This window comes from Bacillus sp. PK6-025 (genome assembly GCF_056530265.1).
Window position 1 is genome coordinate 1,128,426 of record NZ_CP096509.1, and the last position, 23,260, is coordinate 1,151,685.

Consider the following 23,260-nt stretch of genomic DNA (forward strand, 5'->3'; position numbering starts at 1 on the left):
TGCTATAATGTTCAATAAATTATACAAATGTTCAATTTATTGAGAGGAGGCAGAAGATGAATTCGATTGAAAAACAAGTCGCAGAAAACATAAAGAGGCTGCGAAAAGTCCGCAATTATAGTCTTGATCAATTGTCATCGATGACTGGCGTCAGCAAAGGCATGCTCGCGCAAATTGAAAAAGGCTCTTCAAGTCCGACGATCACAACTTTGTGGAAGATCGCAAACGGGCTGCAAGTATCATTTACTTCCTTGGCAGAAAAGCCCGCGGGGGAGCCGACGGTCGTCAGAAAGCATGAGAAAACGCCCGTTTTGGCCGGAGAAGAAAAATACGCGGCATTTCCGCATTTTCCCTTCGACCAGAAAAAGAAGTTTGAAATCTTTTATATTGAACTTGCGCCCGGCTGTGTACACGAATCAGAGCCTCACCACGGAGGGATTGAAGAGTATGTGCTCGTCTCTAGAGGAGCGATCGCGGTGACGGCGTGTGATTACACCTGCAGCCTGAACGAAGGCGATGCGATGCATTTCACCGCAAACACCGTGCATACGTACGAAAACAACACGGAACAAACGGCATCATGTTATACACTCATTTATTATCCGTAAAGAGGTGTCAAGATGGAAAAGCACGATTCACTCAATTTTCTAGACGGGCTTCGTTCAGGGGTTTCCCTTGCCGTCGGCTACATTCCGGTCGCTTTGACATTCGGGCTTTTGGCGAAAACAACGGGGCTGTCGCTTTTTGAAACGTTTTTGATGAGCGCCCTTGTTTTCGGAGGAGCGTCCCAGTATATGTCTTTAAGCATGCTCGCCGTTCAGACGGGAATCATCGAAATCGTTATGACGACGTTCATTGTGAATATCAGACATTTTTTATTTTCGGCGACTTTGAATCAATTGGTAGAAAAAGATTCGCCTTGGAAAAAAGCGTTTTACTCATTTTTCGCGGTGACAGATGAATCGTTTGCCGTCGCTGCTCTAAGAAAGGAAAAGCTGACGACCGGGTATATGATCGGCCTCGGTTCGATCGGATATGTAAGCTGGGTTTTTTGGAGTGCGGCCGGGCATTTTGCAGGGGCCGCCATGCCGGCTGTTCTCCAGGAAAGCATGAGCATCGCCCTTTATGCCATGTTTATCGGATTGTTGGTACCGCCTTTGAAAAAACAGCGAAAAGTCCTGCTGCTGGCGGGGGCGGCTGCGCTATTCAATACCGTTTTCCAAATGAACGGAATATTGTCGGCAGGATGGTCGATCGTCTGCGCTACGCTTTTATCCGCCGTCCTGATTGAATGGCTGTACCAATTTAGAACAGAGGGGAAGAGAAACTATGTTTAGCCCGATCATCTGGATGATTATCGGCATGGCTGCCGTTACATATGTGCCGCGGATGGTGCCGCTCATTGCTTTTGAAAGCCTGAAGCTTCCCGGATTTTTGGAGCGCGTGCTGAAAAATGTGCCGTACGCCGTCTTAGGGGCTCTCATTTTTCCGGGAGTTTTTTTGGTGCAAAGCGGTATGCTCTACGGACTTGCCGGCGCTCTTATCGCATTTTTATTTTCCTATTTTGGAGCAAGCGTCATAGTCGTCGTGATGGGGACGATTTTGACGCTCGCAGGCGCCGGCCTCTTGCTCTCATTGTAAGGCTTGGTTCTAACTTTCGCATGAAAAGCTTACAATAGAAGTAACTGCTATGTGAGAGGAAGTGATTCGCCATGCGGAAATGGATCGCGGGAGCCGGTCTCCTGTATGTGCTGTACGGCCTTTTTTTCTATTGGTATCTCTTTATGGCCGGTGAACCCTCCGTTCCTGAGGCGCTGAAAGGGACAAGCGCAGACCCGGCGGCATTTATGAACGAAAGAGAACTCATGCTGACGGAAGAGTACTCGAAAATAAAGGACTTTATGTTTTTTATCCGGATTCCGTTTGAATGGTTTTTATTTTTTATATTGTTGATTGCCGGTTTATCCAGGAAAATGAAAAATTGGGCGGAGCAGACCTCGAAGAGGAGAAGCATTCAAATCACGGCATATGTTTTTGCTTTGTTTCTGATCGTCACGATCGTTTCTTTGCCGCTTGACTGGATCAGCTATCAATATTCGCTTGACTACGGCATATCAACCCAGACAACCGCGAGCTGGATCAAAGACCAGGTGATCGACTTCTGGATCAGTTTTCCGATAACGGCTGCGGCGGTGATCGTCTTTTACTATTTGATCAAAAAGCATGAAAAACGCTGGTGGTTTTATGCCTGGTGTCTGACGGTTCCGGTTACGCTGTTTTTATTTTTTCTCCAGCCGGTTGTCATTGATCCTTTATACAATGACTTTTATCCGCTGAAAAATAAAGATCTTGAACAAAGCATTCTGAAGCTGGCCGATCAGGCGGATATTCCTGCGAATCACGTCTATGAAGTGAACATGTCTGAAAAAACGAATGCGTTAAATGCCTATGTAACAGGAATCGGCGCCAATAAAAGGATTGTGCTCTGGGATACCACGCTGAACAAGCTGGATGAGCCGGAAATTTTATTCATCATGGCGCACGAAATGGGACATTATGTGATGAAGCATGTTTACATAGGACTCGGCGGGTATCTGCTTTTATCCCTTGCTGTCTTTTATGTGATCGACAAGCTGTACAAGCGGATCATCGGCCGCTATGGAAGAAGCCTTCATATTGCGGGAAAATCCGATCTAGCCGCACTTCCGCTTCTTCTGATGCTGATGGGGGTTATCTCTTTCGCGTCGTCTCCATTTACGAACGCAGTTTCGAGGCATCAGGAAAAAGCTGCTGACCAGTATGCGATTGAACTGACGCAAAACAGCGATGCAGCGGTTTCGACGTTTCAAGAGCTCTCAAAAGCCGGGCTGAGCGAGGCAAACCCGCCGTTTCTCGTCAAGATTTTTAAATACGGCCATCCGACGATCATGGAACGGATTCAAAATATTGAACAACCCTCATCAGAATGAAGAAAAAGCTAGTGCTAAAAACACTAGCTTTTTCTATATGCTATTTGTTAGAATATGTTATTGAGCGGCAGCTTCGACATTGATCAGACCTTTCCCATAGTAGAAGGAGCTTCCCAAATAAGTCGCCGTGCTGGAGAGACGGTTGCGGACTTGTGAAGCTGAAAGGTTCGGATGTTTTGACAAGATCAAAGCTGCTGCTCCCGCTACATGAGGAGAAGCCATTGACGTTCCGTTCAATGTTGCATAAGTGTTCGTTGGGTAAGTGCTGTATACGCCTGCGCCAGGAGCCATGACTTCAAGCTCTGCTCCCACACTGGAAAATGAAGCTCTGTTGCTGTTAGAGTCTACCGCACCAACAGCGATGACAGAATCGTATTTCGCAGGATAGCCAATTGTATTCGTGTTTCCTGAAGATCCGCTGTTCCCTGCTGCAGCTACAACGACAACCCCTCTTGCATATGCATTGTCGACTGCCTGTTTCATCGCTGTCGAGCCTGATGCTCCCCCAAGGCTCATATTGATAACATCCATGCCGTTTGTTGTCGCCCACTCGATTCCGCTTACAATGCCGCTGTATGATCCGCTTCCGCTTGAATTCAGTACTTTAACCGCGTACAAGGATACGCTTGGCGCAACGCCTAATACACCCGTTGTATTGTCAAGCGCAGCTACTGTACCGGCAACATGTGTGCCGTGTCCGTTGCCGTCGGTGTTATAAGCTTCGCCAGCCACAAAGCTTGCTCCGCCGACTACGTTCAAGTCCGGATGAGAAGCTTGGATTCCTGTATCCAGGACGGCTACTTTTACATTCGCTCCCTTAAAGCCTTGAGCCTGCACTTTGTCCGCTTTAATGAGAGGAATGCCGTAAGGAACGGTTTGCGCCAAGGCATGGGCCACATGATCCTCTTCCACATAAGCGACATCCGGATCATTTTTGACTTCCTTAAGCGCTTCTTTGTCTAGCTTCGCTTTTGCCGCGTTGATGATTCTAAACTGCTTGTCCACTTTTCCGCCGCTCTCTTTGATGATGTCCTTTTTGACAGATGCGGTTTTCACTCCTGACTTAAATCCGACAATATAATCCTTTTCAACATTTTTCGCCGGTTGAGCAGCAGAAGCGGAATCGCTGAATGCCATCGTGAACACGAGCATGAAGGCCGTCAGCATCCCAAGCCAAAAACTCTTTTTCCTCATCATTACTCACTCTCCTCCTCTTTATTCAGAATAATTTAAATAGAAGGATAATATAATCTATTCCAATTATTCTGTTAATTTATTATAGAAAAAAAATGAATTATATGGTAGGCCTATTTTTTTGGAGGACCAATTTAAAATTTTTTGGTTATTAATAACTGTTTTAGAAAAATGTTCAGTTCGAAAGTATGAATAGACCGCTTCAGCCTGGCAGGGAAAGAGGTCCCGAGGGCCGCGAATGACAGGAGATTGCTCCATCTGATTCATTTTATGAAAATACTATTCATTTATTTTAAGAGATCATTTTTTGCCGAAGGAGGTTGCGGCCTTGTCGATCATCTATTAAAATATGCAATATATCGCATACAGAAACGGGTGAAAGATATGAAATCAGCTCATGTGAAAGGCGTATTGATGGTGCTTGCAGGGGCTTCATTGTGGGGATTATCGGGAAGCGCTGCACAGTACATATTTGAAAGGGGAGCGGTTGAAGCCGGCTCGCTTGTCTCTGTCAGGCTTCTGGCATCGGGAGTCATTCTCTTGTTATATGTTTCAATGAAAAACGGTTTTCAACATGTGTGTCAGATATGGAAGAAAAAAACAGATATTTGTTCGATTTTAGTATTTTCCATTTTTGGAATGCTTGCTGTTCAATATACGTTTTTTGCTTCAATCGAAAAGGGTAATGCCGCGGCTGCTGCAATTCTTCAATACTTGGCGCCTTTTTTCGTATTGTTTTACCTATATGTTAAAAAAGAACTTCCGCCTAAGGGGAAAGATGCCGTACTTACTTTATTGGCGCTTTTCGGCGTGTTTCTTCTTTTGACAGGCGGAAGGCCAGACAGTTTGTATATTCCGGCCGAGGCCGCCGTTTGGGGCATTTTGTCCGGTGGAGCGCTTGCTTTCTATACGGTTTTTGCAGGAGGATTAATTCAATCGTTTGGTGCTTTGACGGTTACGGGATGGGGTATGCTCGTCGGAGGGGCCGGAATTTCTTTTTTGTTTCCGCCGTTTCGGTTTGACCTTTCGCACATTGGGGCAGGGGAGGCGGCAGCCATTCTGTTTGTTGTATTGTGCGGCACAGCTTTGGCGTTTGCCCTATACATCGGCAGCCTTTCTTATCTTTCCGCAAAAGAAACGAGCTGCCTGAGCTGCGCCGAACCGCTAGCGGCTGTTTTGTCGTCGGCGGTCTGGCTGGGTGTGCCGTTCAATGCCTTTCAAGGTGCCGGTACGGTAATGGTGATCATCACGGTCATCATTCTTTCCCTCAGCAGAGAAAGCAAAGCGGGGGATTCCGTGAATGAACGGGTGTAGAAAGGAGAAGGAGGCTCCTTTCTTTTTCTATAATGATAATGATTATCGTTGTCATTGGTATGAAGTGTTGCTATAATAATTTCGTCTACTACCAGAAAAGGAGATACATATGAAGCACAAGTATTTTGCTATTTTATTCCTATTGATGATATCAGTGTTGACAGCCTGCTCGGGGGGAAGCGAAAGTACAAAAACCTCCAGTCAGGATTCCGTGACAGTTAAGCACGACTTAGGAGAAACGAAAGTAAAGAACAATCCGAAAAAAGTTGTGGTTCTTGAATTGGGTTTTATTGATGCGCTCCTTGATGCGGGCATTAAGCCTGTCGGGATTGCGGACGACGGCAAACCTAAGTTTATTAACGAGAAGGTCAGAGAAAAAATCGAAGGGTATACTTCAGTCGGTTCGCGCGCCCAGCCAAGTTTTGAAAAAATTGCTTCTTTAAAGCCCGATTTAATAATTGCCGATTCGAGCAGGCACAGCGGTGTCTATGATAAACTGGCGAAAATTGCGCCGACAATCGCGCTGAAAAACTTGAATGCAGATTATCAGGACACGCTTGACGCGTCTCTTACGATTGCGAAAGCCGTCGGCAAAGAAAGCGCAATGGAGAAAAAGTTGGCTGAACATAAACAAAAGCTGAATGAATTGAAACAGAAATTCGGGAGCCGGAAACAGAGTATTCTTCTGCTCGGAAACACAAATGAAGCAATCACTGTGCGCGACGAAAACTTTTTCACGTCTCAGCTTCTGACGAAAATCGGCTATACATACGGTGTCAGAGACAGCAGCAAAGGCGATGGCGAAAACGGTGAATCCGTCAATATTAAAATGACGCTTGAGCAGCTGCTTGAGAAAGACCCCGACACCATTGTCCTGATGACGGGAGAAAAAGATAAAGTTGATGAAGACGGGAAAAGACCGATCGAAAAAGACCCTCTTTGGAAAAAGCTCAGCGCTGTCAAAAACGGCAAGGTTTATGAAGCCGACAGATTCGCCTGGTCGCTCCGCCGCAGTATTGACGGAGCAGATGCGCTGATAGATGAAATCGGTCAGCATCTTCTGTCTGAGGATCAAAAGAAATCTTAAGAGCCTGCCGGCTTGCTGGACACGCTGGCGCATGCTTTTTACAAAAGCATGCGCCAGCGTGTCGACAAACCCTCGCATTCGTTGTCAGGTCTGCGCGTCGGTGCTCACGAATAAGAGGAAGGATCGGCGGCTAACCGCCCAGGCGTCCTGCCTGAACGCCGCCGTCATCACATCCTGTGAAAGTCAGCTTCCGATGCTCGGCCTTCCTAGACTGCAAGGGTTGAGGGTCACGCTGAAAGGATGACAAAATCCCAAAACTAAGAGCCATTTTGGGATTTTGTCAACAATCTGACGCATGCTTTTTACAAAAGCATGCGCTTGTTTTTTTCTAAAGGAGTGACCTGTTTTGATATATATGAAACGTTTTGCACCGCTCATTTTTGTTTTTCTTTTGCTCGCGGGTTTTGCGCTTTCTGTTTCAATCGGTTCGTCAACGATTGCGCTGCCCGACATTTGGGCAGCTGTGTTTATGTACGACGGTTCAAAATTGCACGCGATTATTCAGTCCATCCGAATTCCGCGCGCCTTGGCCGCCGCATTCATCGGCGCGAATCTAGGGGCCGCGGGCGCACTGATGCAGGCGGTGACAAGAAATGCGCTGGCATCTCCGAGCATCTTCGGAATCAATGCAGGGGCCTCTCTTGCTGTCGTATGTTTGACGGTGATGTTTCCTGCGCTTGCCGCTCCCCAGACAGCGATGGGAGCCGCTTTTGCCGGCGGTGCCGCGGCCGCGCTGGTCGTGTACGCGGTTGCCTCAGTATTCAGCGAACACGACAGGGATATCAGCTTTGCCTTAATCGGTGTCGTCATTCAGGCGATCATTGCTTCGATGACGCAAATGCTGCTCATTTTTCATGAAGAGTCGACGGAAACGCTATTGTTTTGGCTCTCCGGTTCTTTAGCGGGGAGCTCGTGGGATAAGCTTCATTTGTTGATTCCGGTAAGCATTGCAGGTTTGTTGACGGCTTTGGCCTTAGGGAGGGCGGCTTCCGTCATGAGTCTCGGAGATGATGTGTCACATGGGCTGGGACAAAATGTATGGCTCAGCAGATTGTTCATCGCTTTCACTGTTGTCGCGCTGGCAGGAGCATCCGTGTCCGCTGCCGGACCGATTGGTTTCATCGGTTTGATGGTTCCTCATATGATCCGGTATCTGATGGGGGCTGACTATCGGTTCGTGATTCCGTATTCGGCATTGCTTGGAGCCGTTCTTTTGCTGTTTGCTGATATTCTGTCCCGCTTTGTCTATTTTCCGTACCAAACGCCGGTCGGAGTTGTCACGGCAATGATCGGGACGCCGTTTTTCATCTATTTGGCGAGAAGACGGAAAAAGGGGGCGGCATGATGAACAATGCGGAAAGAAAAATGAAAAGACGGCGCGGGCAATCGGCGCTTGTCCTCTCTGCGTTATGCGCATGTTTGTTGATGCTCATTGTACTCAATTTGGCGATCGGCGATGAAAACATCGGACTGTGGGACGTAATGAAATCACTGGCAGGGCAAGGGGATGCAGGAGTCCGCTTCTTGGTGATGGAATTTCGAATGCCGCGCATCCTTCTCGCTGTGCTTGCCGGAGGGGCGCTTTCAATCGCAGGTGTAGTCGCACAATCGCTGATGAAAAATCCGCTGGCCGCCCCTGACACGCTTGGCATTACAGGAGGAGCGGGATTGGGCGCTGTGATCGTTACGGTCTTGTTTTCACAGCAAAGTCCGCTTCTGCTGACAGGCGCCGCCTTTTCAGGAAGCGTTTTGGCTGCGGCTCTCGTCTATTTATTGGCTTATCGAAACGGGATTTCTCCTGTGCGGCTGGCGCTTGTCGGGATCGCGGTCAATGCTTTTTGCCATTCGGGTATTCAGCTACTCATTTCAAGGGGGAGCCCGAATGTCAACAACGCATTAATTTGGCTGAATGGAAGTCTGTGGGGGAGAGACTGGGATGATGTACTGTCTCTTTTCATATGGTGTTGTCTGGTCATTCCTCCGTTATGGTTTGCGGCAAAACCGCTCGATATCATCAAATCAGGGGACGGGATTGCCGTCGGCCTCGGCATCCGGCTCGAAAGAACGCGATTTCTGCTGCTTGCCGGTGCGGTCCTACTGACAGCTGCGGCTGTGACCGCCGTGGGAACAATCGGTTTTATCGGGCTGATGGCGCCCCATATCGCAAGAAAGCTGGCAGGGGCTGAAACGAGGATCTTGATTCCCGTTTCAGCGCTCGTCGGCGGCATCGTTCTTTTGATAGCCGATGCCGCCGGAAGAGGCCTTGTTCCGCCGCTTGAAATACCGGCTGGATTGATCGCAGCCATTATCGGCGGTCCGTATTTTATCTATTTACTGCGCCGCGAAGCGAGGCAGGGGAGAGCATAAAAAAGACGGCATCAACCTTGCCGTCTTTTTTTAATTTGACAAATGGTGTGAAAGATTGTAATCCTTCACATGCCATTTATTTTCATGGAATTTGATGTTGCTTAGGCACGCATTGACGAGCTTCGTATTTTCCAGGTTGATGTCGCCGTTTGAGATTTTTGACAGAAGGGCGTGTATCGCGGCTCCGTGTGCGACGATCAGCACTTTTTTGTCCGGATACTGCTCGCTGACCTTTTGAACGCCGGCCATCAGCCGTTCGGCAAGCGCTTCTTTTGATTCCTGATTCGGATATTCTTTATCGGGGTAGAGCCTCGTTCTTTCTTCGAATGGCATCCCTTCTGCATCTCCGTAATTCCTTTCGATGAAATCTTCCATTTCGATGATTTCAAGTCCCAGGTATTGATTGATGATTTCAGCGGTTTCTTTCGCTCTTCTTAAAGGGCTTGTAATGATGACGTCCCAGTCGGACCCTTTCAAAAACGCCCCGGTTTCTTTTGCCTGTTTTTGACCGGTTTCATTTAAAGGGATATCGGTTCTTCCCTGCAGTTTTCCTAAAGCATTCCAGTCTGTCTCGCCATGCCGGATCAAACAAATCGCAGTCATTCTGAAAAATCTCCTTTCGATGTCGGCTTTCGCGTTTTTCGGTGATATGGCTATTATACTAAATTTAAATACAATGACTACGAATGATGACTGGAACAGAGAAAAATTCAGACGATTTTTTCAAAAAGGAGCGCTATACCGACTCCGCCGCCGCTGCCGATCGCCGCGACGGCATACTTCAAGTTGTCTCTTCTTGCCGCTTCGTAAAACAGGCGGGTTACCAACACGGCTCCTGAAGCACCGTACGGGTGTCCAAGCGCCAAAGCGCCTCCCCTGACATTCAGTTTGTGATAGGGGAGGCCAAGCTCTCCGGCGCAGGCCGCGATTTTGACGGCGAACGCTTCATTGATCTCAAACAAATCGATGTCTTTGACAGACAGGTTTCGTTTCTTTAAGAGTTTTTGAATCGCGGGCACCGGGGAAATTTGCGGAACGTTTGGGTCGACGCCGGCGACCTCGCTGTCAACAAATCGGAGAACAGGCTGCAAGCGGAGCGCTTCCGCTTTTTCTTCGTTCATCACGACAACCGCGCTTGCGCCGTCGTGAATTCCGCAGCTGTTTGCGGCTGTTACGGTTCCTCCTTTTTTAAAGACTGGTTTTGCTCTTTCGATGATGTTTTCCAGCGGTCGTTTGCGAATCATGCTTTCATCGGCCGCCAATCCTTGAAATGGCAGAATCTCGTCGTCATAATAGCCGTTTTCAAACGCGGACTCGCTTCTTTTATAGCTTAACAGGGCATAGTCGTCCTGCATCTTGCGGGTAATGCGGTACCGATCCGCCGTCAGCTCAGCGGCAATTCCCATATCCGGATCACCCCATTCATCGGGAGAAAACCTCGCTCTTCCCGGAAAAGGGGAGAGGCTTGCACTTTCTGTTCCTCCGGCAATATAGCAGGATCCTGCCCCAGCTTGCACGAAACAGCAGGCGGTCCGGATCGCTTCAAGTCCAGCGCTGCATTGACGGTCTATCGTCATTCCTGAGACGGAAGCGGGAAGACCGGCGGCAAGCGCGGATAAACGGGCGATGTTGCCGCCCGGTCCGACCACGTTTCCGAGGATGACCTCGTCCAATATCCCGTTCAGCGGCTTTGCGAGGTGCTTGATCAGGGAGGCGGCCAGATCATGGGGCTCGGCATTTTTCAATAAGCCGTTTTGTCTGGCGAGCGGCGTTCTTTTGGCGGCCGTGATAACAGCTTTCATCTGATCACGTCCTTCAGCTGTTCTTTCAGAAGGTGACGGGCGACTTTTCCTCCGGAAGTATGCGGAATCTGTTCGAGATAGTGCCACATTCTCGGCACTTTGTACGGAGCGAGTCGGCTTTTGCAATATGTTTTAAGCTCTTTAACCGGGGCTTTACCCTTAATGACGGCTGCCGCTTTTTCTCCCCAGTAATCGTCGCGGATGCCGATTACTGCAGCTTCTTCCACTTCCGGGTGTGACAGGAGAACACCTTCAACCTCTTCGGGGAAAATATTGATGCCGCCGTAGACGATCATGCTGTTCTCCCGTCCTGTTATGTACAGGTAACCGTCTTCATCCATCCAGCCCATGTCATCGACTGTCATCCAGCCGTTTTCATCAATCGGGGAGGCGGCGGCCGCTTCTTGGAGGTAGCCTGAAAACAGCATCGGGCTTTTCACGAAAATTTTGCCGACCTCCCCGGTTCGGACTGCTTCCCCTGAGCTTGAACGGATGGCAACGTCAACATTGTGAAAAGGCCGTCCGACAGAGTCCGGCTTCACATGAAAGTCTTCCGGAGCGGACACAGAGACGAAGCTCATCTCAGAAGTTCCATAAAAATCGAATAAAGAAAGATGCGGATACGCTTTTTGAATCGCTTTTTTTGCCTGCCTGCTCCAATTGGCGCCTGAAGAAATGACCTTGACCGGTTTATCGATTCGCCTGTTCTCCGCTCTCAGGGCTTCAGTCATCGTCGGCACCGTGAACAGCGTTGTCACGGGATTCCGGGCGACTGCGTTTTCGAGCCGGGACGGTGAAAATTTTTTCAGAAGGTAGACGGTTCCGCCGAGATACAGCGTTGTCATTGCTCCGTATAAAAAATGCGAGAAGAAGAGCGAGCCGGGTATCACGACGCTGTCTCCGGCTGATAGCTGAAAATCCCTGCTGCTGATGCGGAAGCTTTCGACCCAGGAGCGATGTGATCTGATGAATGCTTTCGGAGCTCCGGTAGACCCGGATGTAAAGCCGATGTAAAACGGTTCATCATCAAATGTGCGAGGTTCCAGGACCGGAGCGTGATTGATTTCGTCAAGGCATTCGTTCAGAAGCAGTGTTTGTTCAAGAGCAGGGAACGGCTGATCCGAGATGAACAGTTCGGCTTTGCAAAGAGAAAGCTTTTCCCGGCATTCAGACGGGCTCCAGCGCGGATCAAACGGAACGGCCGTCCAGCCGGCCATCGCCGCTCCCGCGAACAGCAGCAAAAAAGGCAGTCCGTTTGGAAGCGAAAAGGCCATCCTTTTATTCTTTGTTTTTTTCGCGCTGAGCCAGCCGGCCGTCCTGCATACTAACTGGTGCCATTCCAGATAGCTGACAGACATTTCATCTATTTGAACAGCCGTTTTCTGAGGATAGCGTTTGGCATGGTATTGATAAGTCTCAGTAATTGGCACGGTTTCATTCCTCCTAAGCTGCATTCCTGCTTACGTCGTTTTTGAGCGCTTTTCTCAATCTTAGCACGAGAAAGGCGGCTGCGGCGGATTTTAGCAGGTCTCCGGGTACATACACCAGGCAGAGCTTCATCGCTTCGGTAAGAGGAATTTGCATCAGAAACGCCTGGACAGGGACGCCTGCCGTGTATAACAGCAATACGCCGAATAAGAGATGAATGAAAAAGAGGTTTCGAACATGTAAAACTTTAAGTTTGCCGACGGCCCATGAGATGCAAAAAGCTGCGACAGGGTAGGCGAGCAAGTAGCCGGCGCTTGGTCCCATGAAGACGCCGATTCCGCCCCTTCCTCCTGATAGGAGAGGCAGCCCGCTTGCGACTAGCAGCAAAAAGACGATAAGACTGAGTGCCGCGTTCCGCGGTTTGTTGACTCCGCCGGCGAGCATGACGCCAAGCGTTTGAAACGTAATCGGTACGGGCGTGAACGGCAGGGAGATCGGCGGGAAAAAGCCGAGCACTGCCATGATGGCTGTGCTAAGCGAGATAAATGTCATATCTTTGACTTGCATAGTAGACTCGATTCCTTTCAAATAACGTAATAGAATCAAAGTATCACTTGAAGCTCTATAATGTCAACTTTGTTTTTGTTTAGGTTTACAAAAAGGAGATCGAAAGAAAAAACACAGGCCATGAGTTGACCTGTGTACAGGAATGATTTATTTTTTTGTCAGCTCTACGAGAGAATCGACTGAAACCGCGACTTGTGACACGGCGGCATTCACATCTTGAAGGCCGCTTAAAAATGCCTGCAGATCGCCTTCGATTCGGCCGCTTTGCTCTTTGCTCGTTTTCATATTGGAGACGATATCATCGAATAGATGATTGATCTCCGACATCTTGTCTTTGCTTTCGTTCACGAGCTGGTTTACATCTGTAATATGCTTCGTGACGATCGAGATTTGCGCGTTTGTGTTATTGACGAGCTCAGATACGGTGGAGACGGTTTTTTTCGTATCATCGGACAGCTTTCTGACTTCGTTTGCGACGACTGCGAACCCTTTGCCGTGCTCCCCCGCTCTTGCAGATTCGATCGAGGCGTTGAGCGAAAGCAAATTCGTCTGCTCGGCAATGCCTGTTACGATTCCGAAAATCTTTTCGATCTGCAGCGCGATTTCTTCCAGCTTTTTAATTTCCTGCTCGATTTGCGTCATGCTGCTTCCCATTTGATTCAGCTGGTGTTCCTGCTCCTCAAGCTCCTTTTTTCCGCCGATCGATTTTTGTTCGACAGAAACAGCTGTCTTCGTTCCGGCTCTTGACGTTTCGGCGATTTCGGACGATTTGTCGACCAATTCCTGTACAGCGCCCGTTGTTTCGGCAAATAAAGCGGCCAAAGAACCGGAAGTATCTTTGATTTGCCGGTGAAGGTCATTTTTGCTCTCTTCATCAAGTCTGCGGAGCCTTGCATGCTCGTCTTCAAAGGCCTCGAGGACGATCTGCTGTTCGATGTTGAGAATTTTGGTGACGGCTTTGACTGACCGCCTGTATTCCTCATCGGATAATGCGTTTTCAAAGATTGACAGCATGGAAAGAAGGAGATCTTGAAATGCCCCCAGATACCACTTTGGCAAGAGCCCAATCCGAAGATGAACGTGGGCGATCCGGATCCTTTTTTCTAAAAAGGCTTCGTCGATGACACCTGAAAACATTTCCTGGATGTGGATCGTCAATGTCTTTTTGAGACGGTCAACTGAGCTGTGGTCATGGATGATCTCCATCAAAGAGTTTTCATGCTCAAGGTTTTGGTAAAACCGGGTGACGATGGTTTCGATATGTTCAGTGACTAAAGGCTTCAGCCTGCTCAGCACCCAAAGATCCTCATCCGTCAAATCGACCATTGCCAGCTGTTTTTTAAATTCTGCGTGCTGATTGAGCCTGATTCTTTTTGTTTGGTCAGGACCTTCTTCAGCAAAGAATGATCGTTCTGTCTTTCTATCCTTTTTGAATAACACGATCGTATCCCCCTGTAATCGTTAATGATAAAACTGCCGTTTTTATGAAATTTCCAGCATTTATCTTTTTATCGGCAATTTTTCATTACTTTTTAACTTGTACACCTCAGCTTTCCGGATCTTTCAGAGGTTCTACGGCAGGACCCTCGATGACATCGCCGTCGACCGAAAACCTTGAGCCGTGGCACGGACAGTCCCACGTCTTTTCTCCGTCGTTCCACTCGACTTCGCAGCCCATATGGGTGCATGTTGTGTCAACCAGATGAAGCTCGCCTTTTTCATCGCGATAAGCACCCGCACGTTTCCCGGCATGTGATACGACCGCACCTTCTCCGTTGACAAGGTCTTCCGGCTTCCTGATCGGCTGTTCGAGTTTTCCTTCGGCAAAGTGTTTTGCAACATCCGCGTTATAGGAAATGACTTTTTTGATGCTTGGATCCGGGTGGAAACGGGCCGGTTGAAAGACGGCTTGATAAGGATTGTCTTCGCCTGCGATATGGTCTGTCATCAACTGCGCGGCGAGGGTGCTTGTTGTCATGCCCCATTTCCGAAAGCCGGTGGCGACGAGAATGCGCTTTTCTTTCGGATAGATCGGCCCGATATACGGAATTTTGTCAAGCGTGATTAAATCTTGCGCTGACCAGCGGTAAGGGATCGATTCAATGCCGAACACGCCTTCTGCAAATGATTCAAGCGCCTGATAATGCTTGATTGTATCCTCTCCCTGGCCGGTTTTGTGGCTTTCACCGCCGACAAGAACCATTTCTTCTCCGTCAATCGTCACCGAACGGAGCGAGCGTGAAGGCTGATCTATACTTAAATACATGCCGCCTGGATACGGCGTTTTCGGCTTGACGGCAAGCACGTATGACCGGCTCGGCTCAAGCCTTGCAAAATAGAAGCCTTTTTTATCATGAAACGGAAAGTGCGTGCAGCACGCGACATAATCGCTGAAGATTTGATGCACGTTTCTTGTCAGCACTCTTGGCCGGTCGCCTTCTTTGATTTCTTTAGCCGCCGTGTTTTCGTAAATTTTTCCGCCGGCTTCCAGGACGGCCTCTGCAAGGTGTTTCAAATAGTGGAGCGGATGAAACTGGGCCTGGTTTTTCATAACAAGTCCTGCTTTCATATCGATTGGAACGGGGAGATCTTTGATGAATTCCCTGTCAATCCCGAGCTTTTGGTATGCCTCATATTCCTTTCTGATTTTTTGTACCGATTGTTCTTCAGTTGTGTAAATGCACGCGTCCTGTTCTTCAAAATCGCACGGGATCTTTTGCTCAAGCACGAGGTTTTTGATAAAGGACAGCGCCTTGAGGTTTGCTTCATAATACAGTCTCGCATTCGGCATTCCGATGTGCCCGATCAGCTCATCATAGATCAGATCATGCTGTGCGGTGATTTTGGCTGTCGTATAGCCGGTTGTTCCGTCAAGTATCCGCCCGGATTCGATCAAGACGACGCTGTAGCCTTTTTTCGTCAGTAAATAAGCAGTCGTCAGTCCGGTCATGCCGCCGCCGATGACGGCGACATCTGTTTTGACATCTTCAGACAGTTCTTCGAATTTAGGAAGATCTGTACTGTTTCTCCAATACGATTCAGGCGAGTCCGGCAGTTTTTGTTCTTGATTGCTCACAAGGTTCCCTCCATCATCCATCTGTTTTGTTCTTAAATTTTCCCAATTGAGAAATATTCATGCATGTGAAACGGCTTGTCATAAAAAAGGGGCGTTTTCATAAAATAGTAAGGTTGAATCGATGTGAAGGAGGGAATCGTTTTGAGCAAACAGCCGAAGAAAGTACTGCCTCCCCAGCACCAAACGCAGCGTCCGGGATTGGAGTATTTGATGGATCCCCGGCCCGTTTTCGACCGGCCGAAACGAGAGCGGAAACTGGCCGGGAAAACCGCGATTATTACGGGAGGAGACAGCGGAATCGGCCGTGCCGTATCCGTTTTGTTTGCGAAAGAAGGCGCGAACATTGTCATTGTCTACTTAAATGAACACCGCGATGCAGAAGAAACAAAGGGGTATGTGGAAAAAGAAGGGGTCGGATGCAAGCTGATCGCAGGAGACATCGGAGGCGAGGCTTTTTGCAACGATATTGTGCGCCAGGCAAAGGAAGCATTCCCAACGATCGATATACTCGTCAATAATGCGGCTGAACAGCATCCGCAAAAGGGAATCGAAAAAATTACAAGCCATCAGCTGATCCGAACGTTTCAGACGAATATTTTTTCAATGTTTTATTTGACAAAAGCTGTGCTGCCGCATTTGAAAAAAGGCAGCTCAATCATCAATACCACTTCGATTACGGCTTATGCCGGCAATGAAAGGCTGATCGATTATTCTTCGACGAAAGGAGCGATTACATCATTTACGCGTTCGCTCGCTTTGTCGCTTGTCGATCAGGGCATCCGTGTGAACGGGGTGGCGCCGGGTCCGATTTGGACGCCGCTGATCCCGTCGACGTTTACGGAGAGAGAGGTCGAAATATTCGGTTCAACAACGCCGATGGAACGGCCCGGACAGCCTGCTGAAGTGGCGCCGAGCTATTTGTTTCTAGCCAGCGACGATTCTTCCTACATGACGGGCCAAGTGCTCCATGTCAACGGCGGAACGATTATTAACGGATAAAAAGGCCGGGACTATTTCATAAGCCGGCTTTTTCCGCGTAAAAAAGCCAATCCGGGAGGGATTGGCCGTTAAGCGTGCTTTTTCAGCGCTGTATATTCTCTTGAAAGCTCAAGGAAAGATTGCTTATCTCCTTTGTCTAATGCTTCATTAATCTTCTTGTTCAGCGTGTGCAAACGCCGTTTAAAAAGCGATTCATCAAGGACCATTTGAATGTAGATATCCGTGATGGTTACATCAAGTTCTTTCACCTTTTGGGTATTGCGGGACTTCATGAGCTCAGCGTACGACTTTTTCTCTTTCATAAAGATTCCCCCTGATGCCTTTTTTATAGTATATGGATTACGCAACAAAAAATCAATAAGTATTTATAATTTTTAGATAATTATTTGGAGATGCGTGTTTATAAGAATAAAAGTTTGTATATTTGGACTAAGAAATACGGATTTAATCGAACAAAATATAAAAATTGCATTTTAAAAACATATTTTCAAATTAATTGGAAAAAATCCTGTCGTTTTGTAAAGGATAATGTTAGATTAATAGTATAAATTTACTAACGATTAGGAGGATCAAGATGAGCACAGAGGATATGACAAAAGATACGTATGAAGTAAACAGTTCGACAATGGCTGTCCTGCCTCTGGGAGAGGGGGAGAAACCCGCTTCAAAAATACTCGAGACCGACAGGACTTTCCGCGTCAATATGAAGCCGTTTCAGATCATCGAAAGAAGCTGCCGCTATTTCGGATCGAGCTATGCGGGAAGAAAAGCGGGCACATATGAGGTCATTAAAGTTTCCCATAAACCGCCGATCATGGTGGATCACTCAAACAATATTTTTCTTTTTCCCACATTTTCCTCAACTCGTCCTCAGTGCGGGTGGCTTTCCCATGCGCATGTTCACGAGTTTTGCGCGGCAAAGTATGACAACACGTTTGTCACGTTTGTCAACGGGGAAACGCTGGAGCTGCCCGTATCCATCACATCTTTTGAAAACCAGGTTTACCGAACGGCATGGTTGAGAACAAAATTTATCGACCGGATTGAAGGAAACGCCATGCAGAAGAAACAGGAATTTATGCTTTATCCGAAGGAAGACCGGAATCAGCTGATATACGAATTCATCCTCAGGGAGCTGAAAAAGCGCTATTGATCGGGAGCGGCTTTGAATAAATAGTGCTCAAGAAGCGCGGATACCTGATTGCGGATGCGGGGATTAAAATAGTTATGCTCTTCTTCGTATCCTTCATATATAAAAGAGTACATCGTAAAGGCTTCGTCCCGTGACACTTCGTGCACCTTGATTTTCCGTCGGCGCAATTCATTTTTCACGTCGTACAGATCGCGCTGGGCAAGCTTTAACGCCTGTTCGATCAGACGTTGATAGGGGTCTTTCAGCTTGAATGGCCCCTGCTGGATGATTTTCATGTCCCGGTTTAATATGCTGACGGTCATCGGGAGGTAAATCGCCTTTTCAATCATATCCCTGGCTTCGGCGGGAATTCTTGTCATGGCTTTTCTCCTCATTTCTTTTGTTGATAAGGAACGTTTGTTCTGTTTTTATTTTACACGAAAGACGGCCTTTTAATCAAGAACGGGAAAAAATGACTAAAATGATCAAGTTGTTTCAGACTAATACAGAAAACATCGAGACGGATGATTTAAAGTTTTTGATTTAAAGTGTAGAATAGAAGTAGACAACCGCCCTGAGGAGAATCAATGTTGGAGCAATTATTCAGCTATTTTACAGAAGAGAATTTAACAGAGTTTTTTCAGAGCTACAGGGCTTTTGGTCCTTTTGTAGCCGTTCTGCTGCCGTTTATTGAAGCGCTGCTCCCGTTTTTACCCCTGCTCGTGTTTGTTGTCGCCAATGTAAATTCGTTCGGTTTATGGCAGGGGTTCTTGTTGACGTGGATCGGGGCATCTTTAGGCTCTATAGCAGTTTTTCTTTTTATCCGCCATTTCGGCCAGCAAAGAGCACTCGGTTTTATCCGCAGGCATCCATCCGTAAAAAAACTGATGATCTGGGTGGAAAAACGGGGCTTCGGTCCGCTGTTTCTCCTGCTTTGCTTTCCATTCACGCCTTCGGCTGCGGTAAATGTTGTGGCAGGACTTTCGAGAGTCAGCCTGCTGCCTTTTTCACTGGCGGTGCTTTGCGGCAAGTTCGTGATGATTTTTATGGTGAGCTTTGTCGGCCATGATCTGAAGGCGCTTTTTACCCAGCCTTTGCGGACAGCTGCCGTGATCATCGTCATACTGATCTTATGGTACGCCGGAAAACGGGTTGAACATCGTCTGAACGTGAGATTCAGCCAGAGAGAGAAAGACTAGGGGGACACAGAATTGAAAAAGCGTTTTTTGGTCATAGCCGGGGTGCTGCTTGTCATCGTCGTCGGAATTCAGGTCAAAAATGCCGTTTTCATTGAATATAAAGTAGAAGGCGTCAGCATGAATCCGACCTTTCAGGAGGGCAACGAACTTTTGATCAACAGGTTCGCCCACCACTTTAAAACAATCAGCCGATTTGACATCGTGCTGTTTAAAGGACCTGACAAAGATATATTCATTAAAAGGGTGATCGGGCTTCCGGGCGAAACCCTCCGGTATGAAGATGATCAGCTGTATATCAACGAAGAAAAGATCAAAGAGCCTTATCTGGACGATTTAAAGGCCGTCACTGCCGGAGGGGACTTGACAGGGGATTTTACGCTGAAGGAAGTGACCGGAGAGGAAAAGGTGCCTGAAAATGAGTACTTCGTCCTCGGGGACAACCGGATCCACAGCTTTGACAGCCGCCATTTCGGCTTTGTTTCAGACCGGGACATCGTCGGGATTGTGACGGAAAGAATTGATAAAAAGTGATTGGAGAATGCGGCGGAAAGCAAGCGCCCGGCCGAAAGGAATACGATGTCGCAATTGTCGTGTCCGAAAATGCCAAATTGCAGAACAGCATCAAAAAAGACGTATTCGCAAGAAAAGCCCGGGATTCCGGGCTTTTTTTCTTGCTATTTCAGTTTGATCGCATTGATTCGTTTTTGCAGCTTCGTTTTTTCGGCGGATGCTTTCAGCTTGCTGACCGCTGATTGCGCTGCCGATTTTGTTTTTTTCGTTCTCTTTTGTTCGGCCGTTTTAACTTTGGCTTTCGCCGCTGCCACTTTTTTGTTATAGGCTGACGCGGCTTGCTTTTTCGCGGTGTTCAGCTTTTTTTGCAGATTTGATTTGTTTTTTCCGGCAGGCAGCTCATTAATCGCTTTTTGCGCTTTGCCGAGGTTTGAGTCTGTGGCCGCTTTTTCAGCTTTGGCAACGGCCTGCTTTGCGGTGTTCAAGAGGCTTGAGCGGACCGCGTTGATCCGTTTTTGCAAATTCGTTTTGAAAGTGCCGCTGTCGAGTTCATTGACCGCTTTTTGGGCTGCGTCGGCATTGGTTTTCTTTTTTTGCTTCTCTGCGAGTTTTACTTTGCTTTCGGCTGTCTTTTTAAGCTGCTCTTTAACAGCATCGAGCCTCTTTTTCAAAGCGGTTTTATCGGCGTTTGCAGGCAGCGGTTCGATCGCTTTTTGCGCGGTTTGAATGTCCGCTTTTTTCTTTGTCTTTTCCGCTTGTCCGACTGCTTTTTGCGCTTTCTCCAACGGCTGTGTGATCTCTTTGAAGCGGATTAATCCATAGCCGAACAAATGATCACGGCCGGGAGCGCCCAAATCGCTTGTATAAAACTGCATTTTCTTGCGCAGCTCAGCATTTGAAGCGGTTGGGTACAGCTGTTTCAAAAGTGCAAACATTCCGGTGACGTGCGGCGTTGCCTGTGAAGTGCCGCTTCCGATTGCATAGCCGCGATCGGAAGATGTACTGATAATCGATGTGCCCGGAGCGGCAAACTCGACGGCGCTGCCGGTGTTGGAAAATGAGGCGATCTGATTTTTTTCGTTGGTGGCCGAGACGGCAATGACGCTGCTGTAGGCGGCCGGGTAATAAACGGATTTTCCGTTTCCGGCATTTCCGCTTGCACCGACTAAAATCATTCCCCGTTTGTATGCTCTATCTACTGCATCGTGGAGAACTTGACTGTCGCCTGAAACGACGAGGCTCATATTGATGATATCGATTCCGTGCTGGATCGACCAATCGATGCCTTGTAAGATGCCTTTCAGATCCCCCGAACCATTCCGGTCCAGCGCTTTTACGGCATACAGCTGCGCGCCGGGCGCGAGACCGTCGATCCCCCGTCCGTTATGCTTCGCTCCGATGATTCCGGCAACATGTGTTCCGTGGCCGTTATCATCACGGTATGAAGCGGTATAGCCGACCATCGATGCACCGCCTGCGATTGACAGCTCTTCATGGGGGGAAATCCCGCTGTCAATAACCGCAATTTTCACCTGTTTCCCTGTCAAACCTTTATTCCAAGCCAGTGCGGCTTGAATCGGCTTGATGTTCCACTGTGAAAACGCGGAGGCGGTTTGCGCTGTGCTGCTGGAGACAGCTTTTAGAACGGTGCTGTCGGCAGCAGCTACCGGGAGGTTGTCTTCGACATACAGGACGTCGGGATCTTGTTCAAGTTCCCGCACTGTTTTGTCGTCCGCAGTAACAGCAGCTGCGGGAATGTGCCGGTAAACGTGTTCTACCGTGTCTGCTTGTTCGATGACGTTTTCTTTTCCGCTGGCATTTTTATATACGACAATGACTTCGTTTTCCTGCTTATTGCTTTCCGCTTGAATGCGGGGTGAATTTGCGGAAAAACCGACGAACATTGCAGCGGACACCGCGATTTTCCATAACTTTCTCATCCGGCTCTCCTCCTTATTTAGCGGCATTCGCTATATATATCGGAGAATTTTTGAATTTTCAAAGAGAAAGAAAGCCGGTCTTAAGGGCGCTCGTCGTGCAACTCAGTTCTTGAAATGTTAAGAACGCTGCTATATCAACGTTTGGGGAGCCTTCCTGTTTATTTGGGAAGTGCTTTTTTAATAAATTGTAGGTTTGTTTAAAAAAGAGCCATCTTTTTTACCTGATTGCTTTTATAGAAATGAGAGAGATGGGAAAAATAGGACTAGCTTCTATCGATGAATCTTTCATCGATATTTTTAAGCAGATGCCTTTTGTCTAAAATGTATAATGTTACTTTTGTTTTTGTTGAAAGTGAACAATGTTATTGACTGGCTTATAACCTACAATTTAATTAAATAATAAAAAGGGAGCGTGTCATACCGTGGAAAAAACAAAGAAACATGACCCCGATTATTACAAAAAGATCATTATTGCATTGTGTTTAGGGTGGGTAGCTATTTGGATTTATCGTACAATCCTTACGCCAATATATCCACAGATTCAAGAATCATTAGGACATATTAGTGATACACAAATGGGGTTGGTTGCTTCTATTTATTTCTTTGCCTATACGGGTATGCAAATTCCGTCAGGAGCACTTGTCGATAAATTTGGACAGAAAAAGGTGTTAATTCCTGCATTTATCGTCTTTGCGCTGGCTGCATTTGTAATTGGCACAAGTTCAACTATCATGCAAGTATACATTGGTTCGTTATTGGCTGGTATTTCGACTGGTTCATATTACGGTGCAGCCTTTTCCTTATCAGCCAAACATACGCCAAAAGATAAAAAAAGCTTTTCCAATGCGATAATAAATAGCGGTTCAGCATTAGGAATGGTAATTGGACTAATCGGATCATCGGTTTTAGTAGGCGGTTTTGAAATTCAATGGAATTATATGCTTTTTATAACAGCTATCGTTATCGTAGCTGTAACATTTGTGTTTGTGTTGTTTATTAAACAAGATAAAACATCAGACAAGGAAGTGGCTGAAGAGAAGAAAGACGCCGTACAAAGCACAGAGATTCTAAATGAAAGCTTATTTTCTCCAAGACAATTAGTTGTATATTTTGTGTATTTTGCAACATGCTATGGCTATTATATGATTGTCACTTGGCTGCCATCCTTCCTTGTAGCAGAAAAAGGATTTGCTCAAGGCTCAGTAGGATATGTAGCTGCACTAGTTGCAGTCACTGCAGTGCCTGGTGCTTTGATATTTACTAAATACATAGACAAACATGCACATTTGCGTCTGCGTTTAATTTTATTTCTATTAATTGCTGCGGCAATCACAATTAGTTTGACAGTATTTGCACCAAATCCTGCAGTGCTGTATATTGCATTAATTTTATATGGCTTATTAGGTAAACTTGCGATTGATCCAGTTTTAATAACCTATGTATCTGATTCCGTATCAGGAGATAGAGTGGCCAGAGCATTAACTCTCTTTAACTTCTTTGGAATGAGCTCATCTGTTATTGCACCAACACTTACTGGTTATATTGGTGATGTAACCGGCTCGCAAGTATTAGCATTCTATATTGCAACCATCCTTCTCGCAGCAGCAGCGTTGCTATTTTTCATTGTGGTTATGTTAAGACAGAATAAAACAGTAGCTAACTAAATAAATAGAAAA

23 protein-coding genes and 1 pseudogene are annotated in these 23,260 nt (G+C 47.2%); 13 read left to right on the plus strand and 11 right to left on the minus strand.

Going from position 1 to position 23,260, the window contains the following annotated elements:
• Positions 1–56 precede the first annotated feature (56 nt).
• The 4 genes from M1D67_RS05725 to M1D67_RS05740 all read left to right on the plus strand — a co-directional run bounded on the left by M1D67_RS05725 (position 57) and on the right by M1D67_RS05740 (position 2,969).
• The gene (locus M1D67_RS05725; RefSeq protein WP_003180313.1) at positions 57–608 is read left to right on the plus strand and encodes a helix-turn-helix domain-containing protein; all 552 of its coding nucleotides are present in this window, start codon (positions 57–59) and stop codon (positions 606–608) included.
• 12 nt (positions 609–620) lie between these two features.
• Positions 621–1,337, plus strand: a complete 717-nt coding sequence (locus M1D67_RS05730) for an AzlC family ABC transporter permease (protein ID WP_003180314.1) — start codon at positions 621–623, stop codon at positions 1,335–1,337.
• Positions 1,330–1,641 carry an AzlD domain-containing protein gene (locus M1D67_RS05735; protein WP_009328928.1) on the plus strand — a complete coding sequence of 104 codons (312 nt, stop codon included), beginning with the start codon at positions 1,330–1,332 and terminating at the stop codon, positions 1,639–1,641. The genes M1D67_RS05730 and M1D67_RS05735 overlap by 8 nt, the downstream gene beginning before the upstream one ends.
• Positions 1,642–1,712: 71 nt before the next feature.
• Positions 1,713–2,969: a M48 family metallopeptidase gene (locus tag M1D67_RS05740; protein ID WP_020450818.1), complete on the plus strand. Its 1,257-nt coding sequence runs from the start codon at positions 1,713–1,715 to the stop codon at positions 2,967–2,969.
• 57 nt (positions 2,970–3,026) lie between these two features.
• Here M1D67_RS05740 and M1D67_RS05745 read toward each other — a convergent pair whose 3' ends face one another.
• Positions 3,027–4,163 carry a S8 family peptidase gene (locus M1D67_RS05745; protein ID WP_023856571.1) on the minus strand — a complete coding sequence of 379 codons (1,137 nt, stop codon included), beginning with the start codon at positions 4,161–4,163 and terminating at the stop codon, positions 3,027–3,029.
• Between the two features lie 384 nt (positions 4,164–4,547).
• Between M1D67_RS05745 and M1D67_RS05750 the strand changes: the two genes are divergently transcribed.
• From M1D67_RS05750 to M1D67_RS05765, 4 genes are all read left to right on the plus strand, one after another.
• Positions 4,548–5,477, plus strand: coding sequence for a DMT family transporter (locus M1D67_RS05750; protein WP_035339432.1), 930 nt, complete (start codon positions 4,548–4,550; stop codon positions 5,475–5,477).
• 109 nt (positions 5,478–5,586) lie between these two features.
• Positions 5,587–6,564 (plus strand): ABC transporter substrate-binding protein, encoded by a 978-nt coding sequence (locus M1D67_RS05755; RefSeq protein WP_035339055.1) that lies wholly within the window; start codon positions 5,587–5,589, stop codon positions 6,562–6,564.
• A 346-nt stretch (positions 6,565–6,910) separates the two neighbouring features.
• Complete coding sequence (locus tag M1D67_RS05760; RefSeq protein ID WP_023856573.1) at positions 6,911–7,909, plus strand: FecCD family ABC transporter permease; 999 nt, start codon at positions 6,911–6,913, stop codon at positions 7,907–7,909.
• Positions 7,909–8,931 (plus strand): FecCD family ABC transporter permease, encoded by a 1,023-nt coding sequence (locus M1D67_RS05765; protein ID WP_035339053.1) that lies wholly within the window; start codon positions 7,909–7,911, stop codon positions 8,929–8,931. The genes M1D67_RS05760 and M1D67_RS05765 overlap by 1 nt, the downstream gene beginning before the upstream one ends.
• A 30-nt stretch (positions 8,932–8,961) precedes the next feature.
• Here M1D67_RS05765 and M1D67_RS05770 read toward each other — a convergent pair whose 3' ends face one another.
• The 7 genes and pseudogenes from M1D67_RS05770 to M1D67_RS05800 form a co-directional block, all read right to left on the minus strand.
• A complete protein-coding gene (locus M1D67_RS05770) occupies positions 8,962–9,534 on the minus strand; it encodes a histidine phosphatase family protein (protein ID WP_411239130.1) in 573 nt (190 codons plus the stop codon).
• 107 nt (positions 9,535–9,641) lie between these two features.
• Complete coding sequence (locus tag M1D67_RS05775; protein WP_479831656.1) at positions 9,642–10,733, minus strand: acetyl-CoA C-acyltransferase; 1,092 nt, start codon at positions 10,731–10,733, stop codon at positions 9,642–9,644.
• The gene (locus M1D67_RS05780) at positions 10,730–12,163 is read right to left on the minus strand and encodes an AMP-binding protein (protein WP_479831657.1); all 1,434 of its coding nucleotides are present in this window, start codon (positions 12,161–12,163) and stop codon (positions 10,730–10,732) included. Before M1D67_RS05780 ends, M1D67_RS05775 begins: the two co-directional genes overlap by 4 nt.
• 13 nt (positions 12,164–12,176) lie before the next feature.
• Positions 12,177–12,728, minus strand: a complete 552-nt coding sequence (locus tag M1D67_RS05785) for a biotin transporter BioY (protein WP_043927300.1) — start codon at positions 12,726–12,728, stop codon at positions 12,177–12,179.
• Positions 12,729–12,875: 147 nt separating this feature from the next.
• A complete protein-coding gene (locus tag M1D67_RS05790; RefSeq protein ID WP_370510583.1) occupies positions 12,876–13,382 on the minus strand; it encodes a methyl-accepting chemotaxis protein in 507 nt (168 codons plus the stop codon).
• Between the two features lie 300 nt (positions 13,383–13,682).
• A pseudogene (locus M1D67_RS05795) lies at positions 13,683–14,054 on the minus strand (protoglobin family protein); the annotation flags it as partial.
• Positions 14,055–14,274: 220 nt separating this feature from the next.
• Entirely contained in the window at positions 14,275–15,825 is a 1,551-nt protein-coding gene (locus M1D67_RS05800) for an FAD-dependent oxidoreductase (protein ID WP_479831658.1), read from the minus strand.
• Between the two features lie 120 nt (positions 15,826–15,945).
• Here M1D67_RS05800 and M1D67_RS05805 point away from each other — a divergent pair, with 120 nt between their 5' ends.
• On the plus strand, positions 15,946–16,803 hold the full coding sequence (locus tag M1D67_RS05805; RefSeq protein ID WP_479831659.1) for an SDR family oxidoreductase: 858 nt from the start codon (positions 15,946–15,948) through the stop codon (positions 16,801–16,803).
• A gap of 68 nt (positions 16,804–16,871) precedes the next feature.
• On the opposite strand, the gene M1D67_RS05810 is transcribed toward M1D67_RS05805, so the two are convergent.
• On the minus strand, positions 16,872–17,105 hold the full coding sequence (locus M1D67_RS05810) for an IDEAL domain-containing protein (RefSeq protein ID WP_020450828.1): 234 nt from the start codon (positions 17,103–17,105) through the stop codon (positions 16,872–16,874).
• 272 nt (positions 17,106–17,377) lie between these two features.
• On the opposite strand from M1D67_RS05810, the gene M1D67_RS05815 reads away from it, so the two are divergent.
• On the plus strand, positions 17,378–17,956 hold the full coding sequence (locus M1D67_RS05815; protein ID WP_026579946.1) for a competence protein ComK: 579 nt from the start codon (positions 17,378–17,380) through the stop codon (positions 17,954–17,956).
• Here the strand turns inward: M1D67_RS05815 and M1D67_RS05820 are convergent.
• Entirely contained in the window at positions 17,950–18,315 is a 366-nt protein-coding gene (locus M1D67_RS05820; RefSeq protein WP_020450830.1) for a YhjD family protein, read from the minus strand. The two genes, M1D67_RS05815 and M1D67_RS05820, sit on opposite strands and share 7 nt — an antisense overlap.
• A 207-nt stretch (positions 18,316–18,522) precedes the next feature.
• Here M1D67_RS05820 and M1D67_RS05825 point away from each other — a divergent pair, with 207 nt between their 5' ends.
• Positions 18,523–19,134, plus strand: a complete 612-nt coding sequence (locus M1D67_RS05825; protein ID WP_479831660.1) for a TVP38/TMEM64 family protein — start codon at positions 18,523–18,525, stop codon at positions 19,132–19,134.
• 12 nt (positions 19,135–19,146) lie between these two features.
• Positions 19,147–19,665 carry a signal peptidase I gene (gene lepB, locus M1D67_RS05830; protein ID WP_020450832.1) on the plus strand — a complete coding sequence of 173 codons (519 nt, stop codon included), beginning with the start codon at positions 19,147–19,149 and terminating at the stop codon, positions 19,663–19,665.
• Positions 19,666–19,808: 143 nt separating this feature from the next.
• Here the strand turns inward: lepB and M1D67_RS05835 are convergent, their stop codons facing one another.
• A complete protein-coding gene (locus tag M1D67_RS05835; RefSeq protein ID WP_479831661.1) occupies positions 19,809–21,584 on the minus strand; it encodes a S8 family peptidase in 1,776 nt (591 codons plus the stop codon).
• A 422-nt stretch (positions 21,585–22,006) separates the two neighbouring features.
• Here M1D67_RS05835 and M1D67_RS05840 point away from each other — a divergent pair, with 422 nt between their 5' ends.
• Positions 22,007–23,248, plus strand: a complete 1,242-nt coding sequence (locus tag M1D67_RS05840; RefSeq protein ID WP_035339045.1) for an MFS transporter — start codon at positions 22,007–22,009, stop codon at positions 23,246–23,248.
• The last annotated feature ends 12 nt before the right edge of the window (positions 23,249–23,260 follow it).